Raw genomic sequence first — 10,113 nt, 5'->3', positions numbered from 1 at the left:
GTGCTCGACGACCAGCGCGCGTTCCAGGGGCTGACACGCAAGCTGCTCGAGGACCTCGAACTCGTCGAGGGTGAGCAGGTGCCCGAGGAGAGCGACGAGGAAGGCGGCGAGGACGAGGCCGGCGGCGAGGGCGAGGACAGCGACGACGCCGACGAGGGCGAGGCCGAGGGCAGCGAGGGCGAGGCGCAGACCGAGGCACGCGGCGAGGAACGCCAGTCCGACGAGCAGGAGGGCGAGGGCCAGGAAACTGACGGCGACGACATGGAAGACGTCGACGGCGAACCCGGTGACGAGGGCGAGGAGGGGATGCAGCCCGTTCGCCCCAACCGTCCGCCGTCCGACCATATGCCGCAGTTCGACTATAAGGTCTGGTCGACGCAGTTCGACGAGGTCGTGGCGGCAACCGACCTGTGCGACGCCGACGAACTAGTGCGGCTGCGCGGTTATCTCGATCAGCAGCTCGTACACCTGCAATCGACCGTCTCCAAACTCGCCAACCGGTTGCAGCGGCGATTAATGGCGCAGCAGTCGCGCTCGTGGGATTTCGATCAGGAGGAAGGATTGCTCGACGCCGCGCGGCTGGCGCGTGTCGTCACCGCGCCGGGTCAGTCGCTCTCCTACAAGATCGAGCGCGATACTGAGTTCCGCGACACGGTGGTCACGCTGCTGATCGATAATTCGGGGTCGATGCGCGGGCGCCCGATCTCGATCGCGGCGATTTCCGCGGACATCCTCGCACGCACGCTCGAACGCTGCGGGGTCAAGACCGAGATCCTGGGCTTCACCACGCGCGCATGGAAGGGCGGGCAGTCGAGGGAGACGTGGCTGTCCGCGGGTCGTCCGCCGCAGCCCGGTCGCCTCAACGACGTGCGCCACATCGTGTATAAGAAGGCCGACGAGCCGTGGCGGCGCGCGCGCACATCGCTGGGTCTCATGATGCGCGAGGGGCTGCTCAAGGAGAATATCGACGGCGAGGCGCTGATGTGGGCACACGCGCGCATGATGGCGCGACCGGAGGAACGCCGCATCCTGATGGTCATCTCCGACGGCGCGCCGGTCGACGATTCGACACTTAGCGTCAATTCGGGCAGCTATCTGGAGCGGCATCTGCGTCAGGTGATCGACTGGATCGAGCGCCGCTCGCCGGTCGAGCTGGTGGCAATCGGCATCGGCCACGACGTAACGCGTTACTACAGTCGCGCGGTGACGATCATGGATGCCGAGCAGCTGGGCGGCACGATCATCGAGCAACTCGCGGCGCTGTTTGACGCGGAATAGCGGCGGGTGCGCACCATCGGGCTGATCGGCGGCATGAGCTGGGAGAGCTCGGCGTATTACTATTCGATTATCAACCGGGAGGTGCGGCGCAGGCTGGGCGGGATGCGCTCGGCCAAAAGCGTGATGGTGTCGCTCGATTTTGCCGAGATCGCCGCGCTCCAGCACGACGGCGACTGGGACATGCTCGGCCGCCGCATGGCGGATGCCGCGGCGGCAGCGGAGCGCGGCGGGGCCGAGATAGTGGCGCTGTGCACCAACACGATGCACCGGGTCGCCGACGCGATCACCGAAGCGATCAACGTGCCGTTCATCCACATCGCCGATCCGACCGCCGCGGCAGTGAAGGCAGCGGGCTTCACGCGCGTCGGTCTGCTCGGCACCGCATTCACAATGGAGCAGCCCTTCTACGTCGAGCGATTGCGCATGCGTCACGGGCTCGACGTGATCGTGCCAACACGCGCCGAACGAGGGATCGTTCACGACGTGATTTATCGCGAACTCGTTCAGGGCGAGGTGCTCGATGCCTCGCGCGCGTTGTACCGCGACGTCATCGCCCGGCTGATCGGGCGCGGTGCGGAGGCGATCATCCTCGGTTGTACCGAAATCATGCTGCTGGTGGGGGAGCAGGACAGCGCCGTTCCGCTGTTCGACACCACCGAGTTGCACGCGCGCGCGCTCGTCGACGCGTCACTCGCGTGATCGTCGCGCCGCCCGGCGGCTTTGTCGGCCCGGTCAAGCGATCGATCACGATCGCGGGGCATCAGACCTCGATCAGCCTTGAACCCTTGTTCTGGCGCGCGCTGGAGGAGGCAGCAGTCGCGCGCGCGCTGCCGCTGTCGGCGCTGGTGGCGCAGGTCGATGCGCTCAGGATCGTCGCCGATGATCCGCCGAACCTCGCCAGCGCGCTGCGCACCTGGGTGCTGACACAATCATGCGGCAAAGATGCGACTGGATCGCATTAGCATTGACAGTGCGAGTGACTCTCAATAGCTGACCCTCCATAAGAGTTGGGGGGTTCGTTTTCATGTCATCTGCCGTGTCGCCATTCCTGGCGCTGTCTTGTGTCGGCTTCATCGCCAGCGCGCCCGCGCTCGCCGAGGTTCCCGGCGCCGCGCCCGTCGCGGACAGCGCCGCGGCGCGCGTGCAGGACGGCCGCGCGCAGATCGAGCGCGACGACATCGTCGTGACGGGCACGCTCGAGGCCAAGCCACCGGCGGTCGAGAGCCCGAAGGCGACCTCCGCGCTGATCGATACGCCGCAGACGATCACCGTCATCTCCGACCAGACGCTCAGGAAGCAGAACCTGCTCACCCTGCGCGACGCGTTGCAGACGATCCCAGGCATCACCTTCGGGGCGGGTGAAGGCGGCGGGGGTTACGGCGATTCGATCAATCTGCGCGGCTTTTCCGCCAACAACGACATCACGATCGACGGCGTCCGCGACAGCGCGCAGTACAGCCGTACCGATCCGTTCAACCTGCAGCAGATCGAAGTCTACAACGGCGCCAATTCGGTCTTCAACGGATCGGGCAGCGTCGGCGGCACGATCAATCTCGTCAGCAAGGAACCGCGGGCGGAAGACCTGACGATCGCGCAAGCGGCGATCGGCACCGACGATTACTACCGTGCCGCGATCGACGCGAACCAGCGCGTCGGCGACATGGTCGCGGTACGACTGAACGGCGTGTACCACCGCAACGACGTGCCCGGACGCGATGTCGAGCGGATGAAGCGCTGGGGTGTCGCGCCCGCGATCACGATCGGCGTCGGCGGGCCGACCAGCCTGACGCTCGCCTACGTCCATCAGGAAGACCGCAACACGCCGATCTACGGCGTACCCTATTTTGTGACGCCGGTGAACGACGGGCCGCTGCCGGGCACCAGCCGCTCCGATTATTACGGCATCGTCAATCTCGACCGACAGGACGTGACCGTCGACCGGCTGACCGCGACGTTTCGCCACGCGGTCAACGATCAGGTGTCGGTCCGCAATCTGACGCGGTGGCAGCGCGTCGGGCAGAACAGCGTGACGAGCGCGCCGCAGGGCACCTTCTGCTTGGCGGAGACGAACCGCCAGCCGGTGACGCAGGCGATCAACGGCATCGTCGGCGCGCCCTGCCCGGCGGGGTTGCAGCCCGGCTTCTGGCAACCGTCGGGCCCGCGCGGGTTGCTGCGTGAGCAGGAGAACCAGCTGCTGTTCAATCAGACCGACCTGCGCGTTGAAACCGGCGAGAAGGGCGGCGTGCGCAACGTCGCCAATATTGGGGTGGCGGGCACGCTGGAGGATTACGACCTAATTCAGGGATCGCTGACGCGCACCGCCGCTGGCGCCGCAGTGACGCTGCCGCCGCTCTCGATCGTGGCACCAGACACGACCTATACCGGCCCGGTCAATCGCACGGTGACCGCGATCTCTTCCGCGGAGTCGCGCAACCTGGCGGTCTACGCGTTCGACACGCTCGAACTCGGGCGCTTCTTCGAGCTGAACGGCGGGGTGAGGTGGGAGACCAACCGCAACACCTTCCGCGCGCACCCGCTCGCGTTCGTGCCGCCGGGCACGACGCCGGTCACGCCGCTCGCGCAACTGCCGCAGGTCAGCCGCGAGCGGCTGTTCTCCTACCGCGTCGGCGCGGTGTTCCACCCGGTGCGCGACGTCAGCGTATACGCCGGCTACGGCAATGCGCGCACCCCGTCGTCGGCGACCGTGCGGCTGGGCTGCGGCACGCTCGCGACCGCCGCGGCGGCCGATCCGTGCGCGGTGGCACCCGAGACCGCCAAGAACTACGAGGTGGGCCTAAAGGCCGGGCTGTTCGATCGCCGCCTGGAGCTGACCGCCGCCGCGTTCCGCAACGAGCGGACCAATTACCGCGTGCCCTCGAATGATCCGGCGCTGCCCGCGTCGCTTCAGGTGCTCGACGGACGCAGCCGCGTCGACGGCATCGCCTTGGGCGCGAGCGGCAATGTGACACACAACTGGACGATCTTCGCCAATTACACTTATCTCGACAGCCGGGTGCTGCAATCGGTGTCCGATTTCTGCCGCGACAATCCGCGCGGCTCGGCGACCAATCTTGCGGGCAATGGCTGCACCAACTCGGTTGCGATCCCCGATCCGCAGGCGGGAAGCCGGCTGGTGCAGACGCCCGAGCATTCGGGTAGCCTGTTCACAACCTATCGCCTGCCGTTCGGACTGGAGATCGGGTACGGGCTAACCTTTCAAGGGTCGTTCTACGGCAACTCGCCAGTCGTCGCGGTCGACGGTCAGATCGCGCCGCAGTTCAAGGTCGACGATTACCTGATCCACCGCGCGTATATGGCGTACAGCTTCCGCGAAGGCGTGACCTTGCAGCTGAACTTGCAGAATTTGACCGACGAGCGTTACTTCACCAGCGTGCGCAACAACATCAACGCGACCAGCGGCGTCGTGACCGGCGGCTGGGCCGCGCCGGGCGATCGGCGTCAGGCGGTGCTGAGCTTGTTCTACAGCTTCTGACGCAAGGAGGTCCCGCCATGCTGATCGCGATCCCCGACGTGCTCGACGCGACCGGTGTGGCACGGCTGCGCGGGGTGATCGATGCGGGCGGGTGGGCGGACGGCAACGCCACCAGCGGGCCGCAGTCGGCGCTTGCCAAGCAGAACGAACAATTGCCCGAGGACAGCGCTGCCGCGCGCGAGGGCGGGGCAATCGTGCTCGACGCGCTCGGTCGCTCGGCGCTGTTCGTCGCCGCCGCGCTGCCGCTCAAGGTCTTTCCTCCGCTGTTCAATCGCTACGCCGGCGGGCAGGCATTCGGCATGCACGTCGACAATGCGATCCGGTTGCGGCGTGGCAGCGACTTTCGCCTGCGCTCCGATTTGTCGGCGACGTTGTTCCTGAGCGATCCGGGCACCTACGACGGCGGCGAGCTGGTGATCGAGGATCAGTTCGGGGAGCAGCGCGTCAAGCTGCCCGCCGGGCAGATGGTGCTCTACCCCGCCTCCAGCCTGCACCGCGTCGAGCCGGTAACGCGCGGGGTACGCGTCGCCTCGTTCTTCTGGGTGCAATCGATGGTACGCGACGACGGCGCACGACGCATCCTGTTCGAGCTCGACCAGGGCGTACAGGCGGTCGCGACCGACAAGGGCCAGGGGGATGTCACCGTGATCCGGCTGACCGGCGTGTACCACAATTTGCTGCGTCGCTGGGCCGACGCGTGACCGGGGTATAGCAGCGCGCACGTCGCGAGATGGGGGGGGTGGCGAATGAACAAGCTGAAATGGCGCAAGGCGTGGTTTCAGGTCCACAAGTGGATCGGATTGCTGCTGGCGGTGCTGATCATCCCGATCTCGCTGACCGGCGCGGCGCTGGTGTGGCATGACGCGCTCGACCGCGCGCTCAACCCTGCGCGCTTCGCGGTCAGCGGGCAGGCGCTGCTGCCGCTAGATCGCTACGTCGCCGCGGCGCGCGCGCGCACCGTGCCCGGCGACCGTGTCGCGAGCATCGCGCTGCCGGAGGACGGCCACGGTCCCGTCGCGGTGACGATCGCGACCGCGCCCAAGCAGGGTGCGAAGCCGCAGGGCGGCCCGCCGGCGCGCACGACCGTCTTCCTCGATCCGCCAAGCGCCCGCGTGCTCGACGTGGCGAACAACCGCGCCGGATTTGTGCGCACGATGCACGTCATCCACGGCAGCCTGATGGTGCCGGGCTTGGGGCGGAGCATCGTCGGCTGGATCGGCGTCGCGATGATGGTGTCGAGCTTCACCGGATTGTGGCTGTGGTGGCCGACCGTCGGGCGCTGGGTGCGCGGGCTCAGGTGGCGACGGCATCGCAACACCGACACCAACCTGCATTATCTGACCGGTTTCTGGGTCGCGCTGCCGCTGTTCGTGCTGTCGCTGACGGGGGCGTGGATCAGTTTTCCCGCGTTCTTCGGCGCGCTGACTGGCGAGGGCGGGCGTGGGCCGGCAGGCGGCGGGCGCGCGGCGATGATGCGGGCACGGCCGCTCGACGCCCCGGCGCTGTCGATCGCCGCGGTCGTCGCGCGCGCGAAGCCGCTGGTGCCCGAGGCGCGGCTGCGCAGCGTCACCTGGCCGACCGACCGCTCGTCCGACTGGCGGCTCAGCTACGACACGCAGCCGGTGCGGAGCGTAACCGTCGCCGACGACAGCGGCGTCGCCGCGGCCGAACGCGCGCGTGGCGGCACGAGCGTCGCGCGCTGGATGCGGCGCATCCACGACGGCACCGACATGGGCTGGCTGTGGCAAGCGATCATCTTCGTGGGCGGCGTGATCCCCGCGCTGCTGGGCGTCACCGGCATCATCATGTGGTGGCGCGCGCGCGGCTGGAAGGCCGATCTGGCGGCACGACAGCAGGCGAAGCGCGCGCGGGTCGAAGGCTCGGCGGCGTAGCGGGTGCTTTCGCAATCGCGCCGCCGCCGCTATCGCGCACGGCCATGACCGAACCCACCTTCACGCCGTCGCTCAAGGCCGAGACTTTGGTCGAGGCGCTGCCGTACCTGCAACGCTACGCCGGCAAGACATTCGTCGTGAAATACGGCGGGCACGCGATGGGCGACAGCCAAGCGCAGCGCGACTTCGCCGAGGACGTGGTGCTATTAAAGGCGGTGGGCATCAACCCGGTGGTGGTCCACGGCGGCGGGCCGCAGATCGGGTCGATGCTGAAACGACTGGGCGTCGAATCGCGCTTCGTCGACGGGCTGCGCGTGACGGATGCTGAGACGGCGCGGATCGCGGAAATGGTGCTGGCGGGATCGATCAACAAAGAGATCGTCAGCTGGATCGGCCGCGCGGGCGGCCGCGCGGTCGGCATCTCGGGCAAGGACGCGGGGCTGGTGCAGGCCGAAAAGGTCGGCGGCAACCGCGACGCCGATCCGCTGCAGGGGATCGAGCGCCACGTCGATCTGGGCTTCGTCGGCGAGCCGGTCGCGGTCGACCGCCGCATCGTCGATACGCTGTCCGCCGACGGCATTATTCCGGTGATCGCGCCGATCGGCATCGGCGCGGACGGCCACACCTACAACATCAACGCCGACACGATGGCGGGCGCGATCGCCGCCGCATTGGGCGCGGCGCGCTTCTTCCTGCTGACCGATGTGGCGGGCGTGCTCGACAAGCAGGGCGAGCTCTTGACCGACCTCAATCCTGCGCAGGTCAAGGCACTGCGCGACGATGGCACGATCAGCGGCGGCATGATCCCGAAGCTGGAGACGTGCGTCGCCGCGGTAGAGGCGGGCGTCGACGCCGCGGTCGTGCTCGACGGCCGAATCCGCCACGCGATGCTGCTGGAAATCTTCACGAAGCGCGGTGCGGGTACGCTGATCCGGCGAGGGTGAGGACTGACCGGAAAGCAATCAGTCGTGATTAGCTGGGCAAGAATAATCGGCTTAGCCGTTGCCTCTTACTGCCTGTCTGCAATTGTATTGTGCGGTGACGTCTTCGCTCCGCTTGCAGACTTGTTGATATGGCCGGACAGGCTTGGTTTTCACGGACGACTGTGGGTTCTGGTGATCTCGATCGCCCTGGCTCCGCTGATTGTAGTACGTAAATTGCGGCCTTTTGGCGTTCCATTCTACGTCGCCAGCGTCATGATCATATCAGTGCTCTTCATTGGAGTGTATGCTGACTACGTTCGAAAGAGCCGTTTGCGCACCTTTGGCGCTGATTTAACGCTCGACCGTTCGTTTCTTCAATCGATCCGCAGTGCGCCGGCTGAGTTTCAGCTCGAGCTCCATGCTGCGGCACTTCGGTCCTGTAAGCCTTATGCGTGGAGCTATCGCGAGATGGACTTCTACGAGCTGCCTTCTAATGTTGCAGTCAACGTCTTGCCGACCGCTTGGCTTAGGCGATGCGTCATACGGCGTAGCTAATTGGCTCTCGTTCCAGCGGGGGAGAAGCCGCGGTCTGCTGATTGAAGTCGTTACTTGTCGCTCAGAGATGGCGATGGCCCATTTGGAACCGCGATGATCCAACTCGCGTAAGGCGTTTCGCTCCGCGCCCGCATCGGCTAGAGCCGGCGCACCCCGTTCGGAGTTGAAGCCCCCGTGTTGATCCTGACCATTATCCAGATCCTGCAGGTCCTGCTCAACGTCGTTTGGTGGGTGATCATCATCCAGTTCGTGCTGTCACTGTTGATCGTGTTCAACGTCATCAACACGTCGAGCCCGTTCATCCGCTCGCTCCACGACGGGCTCGACCGGTTGACCGACCCGCTCTACCGCCCGATCCGGCGCCGCTTGCCCAACACCGGCGGGATCGATTTCGCGCCCATGATCGTGCTGGTGCTGATGGCGATCGCCAACATCATCCTCAACAACGTCGCGGCGAGCACGATGGCGAGCGGCGGCGCGCTCTGATCGCGCAAGTGCCGCCGAGCATCGCGGCGCTGGCATAGCTGGCCGCTGGACTCTAAGGAGCCGGGCCATGAGCGCACGGATCATCGACGGCAAGGATTTCGCAAGCAAACTGCGCGCGCGAGTGGCGACCGAGGTGGCGCGCGTTGTCGCCGCGTCGGGGCGCAAGCCGGGGCTCGCGGTCGTGCTGGTCGGCGAGGACCCCGCTTCCTCGGTCTACGTCCGCAGCAAGGGCAAGGCGACGCTCGCCGCGGGCATGGAGAGCTTCGAGCACCGACTGTCGGCCGACGTCGCCGAGGACGAGCTGATCGCGCTGGTCGACCGGTTGAACGCCGATCCGGCGGTCGACGGCATCCTGGTGCAGCTGCCGCTGCCGCGCCACATCGACGAGCGTCGCGTCATCACGCGGATCGATCCCGACAAGGACGTCGACGGCTTCCACCCGGTCAACGCCGGGCGGCTCGCGACCGGGCTGCCCGGCTTCGTGCCGTGCACCCCGCTCGGTTGTCTGATCCTTTTGAAGGACGTGCACCCGAACCTTGCCGGGCTGGACGCGGTGGTGATCGGGCGGTCGAACATCGTCGGCAAGCCGATGGGACAGCTTCTGCTGGCGGAGAGCTGCACCGTGACGATGACGCACAGCCGCACGCGCGATCTCGCCGCGCATGTCGCGCGCGCCGACATCGTCGTCGCGGCGGTCGGCATTCCCGGCTTCGTCAAGGCCGAGTGGATCAAGCCAGGCGCGAGCGTGATCGATGTCGGCATCAATCGCACCGATGCGGGTCTGGTCGGCGATGTCGACCCGGCCGCGGCGGAGGTCGCAGGCGCGATCACGCCGGTGCCGGGCGGGGTCGGTCCGATGACGATCGCGGTGCTGATGCGCAACACGCTCGTCTCCGCCGCACGTCGCGAGGGCGTGACGCTGGACGCTGCGTTGTGAGCGTCACGCTGGTGAAGCGCGGCTGATGCTCGAGCTGTTCGTCTCCTCCTTCGTCACCTTCTTCGTGGTGATCGATCCGCCGGGCTGCGCGCCGATCTTCGCCGGGCTGACCGCGGGCGCAACCGCAGCGCACCGGCGGGCAATGGCGGTGCGCGCGGTGATCGTGTCGGCGATCATCCTGCTCGTCTTCGCGTTGATGGGCGAGCCGCTGCTCCACGGCCTCGGCATCGAGCTCGCCAGCTTCCGCATCGCAGGCGGCATCATGCTGTTCCTGATCGCGCTCGAAATGGTGTTCGAGAAGCGCACCCAGCGCCGCGAGGACCGCGCCGCCAAGGTTCAGGCGACCTCCGAGGTAGAGGACGTGTCGATCTTCCCGATGGCGATGCCGATGATCGCGGGGCCGGGATCGATCGCGACCGTCATGCTGCTGATGGCGCGCAACAACGGGTTCGAGCGCTCGCTGGTGGTGTTCGGTGCGCTGCTCGCCAACCTCGCGCTGATGCTCGTCGCGCTGCTCGCCGCCGGGCCGCTGATGCGCGTGGTGGGCGC

General features: G+C 67.0%; 10 protein-coding genes. All 10 read left to right on the top strand.

Annotation, left to right across the window (positions count from 1 at the left end; translation table 11 throughout):
• A partial coding sequence (locus QZ847_RS06400) for a cobaltochelatase subunit CobT (protein WP_294354468.1) occupies positions 1-1,278 on the top strand: 1,278 nt, incomplete at its 5' end.
• A gap of 6 nt (positions 1,279-1,284) precedes the next feature.
• Entirely contained in the window at positions 1,285-1,977 is a 693-nt protein-coding gene (locus QZ847_RS06395) for an aspartate/glutamate racemase family protein (RefSeq protein ID WP_294354466.1), read from the top strand.
• A complete protein-coding gene (locus QZ847_RS06390) occupies positions 1,974-2,240 on the top strand; it encodes a ribbon-helix-helix domain-containing protein (RefSeq protein WP_294354463.1) in 267 nt (88 codons plus the stop codon). The genes QZ847_RS06395 and QZ847_RS06390 overlap by 4 nt, the downstream gene beginning before the upstream one ends.
• A gap of 62 nt (positions 2,241-2,302) precedes the next feature.
• Entirely contained in the window at positions 2,303-4,771 is a 2,469-nt protein-coding gene (locus QZ847_RS06385; protein WP_294354460.1) for a TonB-dependent siderophore receptor, read from the top strand.
• Between the two features lie 17 nt (positions 4,772-4,788).
• On the top strand, positions 4,789-5,472 hold the full coding sequence (locus QZ847_RS06380; RefSeq protein ID WP_294354457.1) for a Fe2+-dependent dioxygenase: 684 nt from the start codon (positions 4,789-4,791) through the stop codon (positions 5,470-5,472).
• Positions 5,473-5,517: 45 nt separating this feature from the next.
• The gene (locus tag QZ847_RS06375) at positions 5,518-6,663 is read left to right on the top strand and encodes a PepSY domain-containing protein (protein WP_294354455.1); all 1,146 of its coding nucleotides are present in this window, start codon (positions 5,518-5,520) and stop codon (positions 6,661-6,663) included.
• Positions 6,664-6,707: 44 nt separating this feature from the next.
• Positions 6,708-7,607: an acetylglutamate kinase gene (gene argB, locus QZ847_RS06370; RefSeq protein ID WP_294354452.1), complete on the top strand. Its 900-nt coding sequence runs from the start codon at positions 6,708-6,710 to the stop codon at positions 7,605-7,607.
• A gap of 708 nt (positions 7,608-8,315) precedes the next feature.
• Positions 8,316-8,627 carry a YggT family protein gene (locus QZ847_RS06365; RefSeq protein ID WP_294354447.1) on the top strand — a complete coding sequence of 104 codons (312 nt, stop codon included), beginning with the start codon at positions 8,316-8,318 and terminating at the stop codon, positions 8,625-8,627.
• 67 nt (positions 8,628-8,694) lie between these two features.
• Positions 8,695-9,564 (top strand): bifunctional methylenetetrahydrofolate dehydrogenase/methenyltetrahydrofolate cyclohydrolase FolD, encoded by an 870-nt coding sequence (folD, locus tag QZ847_RS06360; protein ID WP_294354445.1) that lies wholly within the window; start codon positions 8,695-8,697, stop codon positions 9,562-9,564.
• A 25-nt stretch (positions 9,565-9,589) separates the two neighbouring features.
• On the top strand, positions 9,590-10,113 hold a 524-nt coding region (locus QZ847_RS06355; protein ID WP_294354442.1), incomplete at its 3' end, for a MarC family protein.

The organism is uncultured Sphingomonas sp., assembly GCF_913778135.1.
In the GTDB taxonomy this organism is placed as follows: domain Bacteria; phylum Pseudomonadota; class Alphaproteobacteria; order Sphingomonadales; family Sphingomonadaceae; genus Sphingomonas.
The sequence above is the reverse complement of the archived record's forward strand: the minus strand, read 5'-3'. Positions and strand labels throughout refer to the sequence as shown.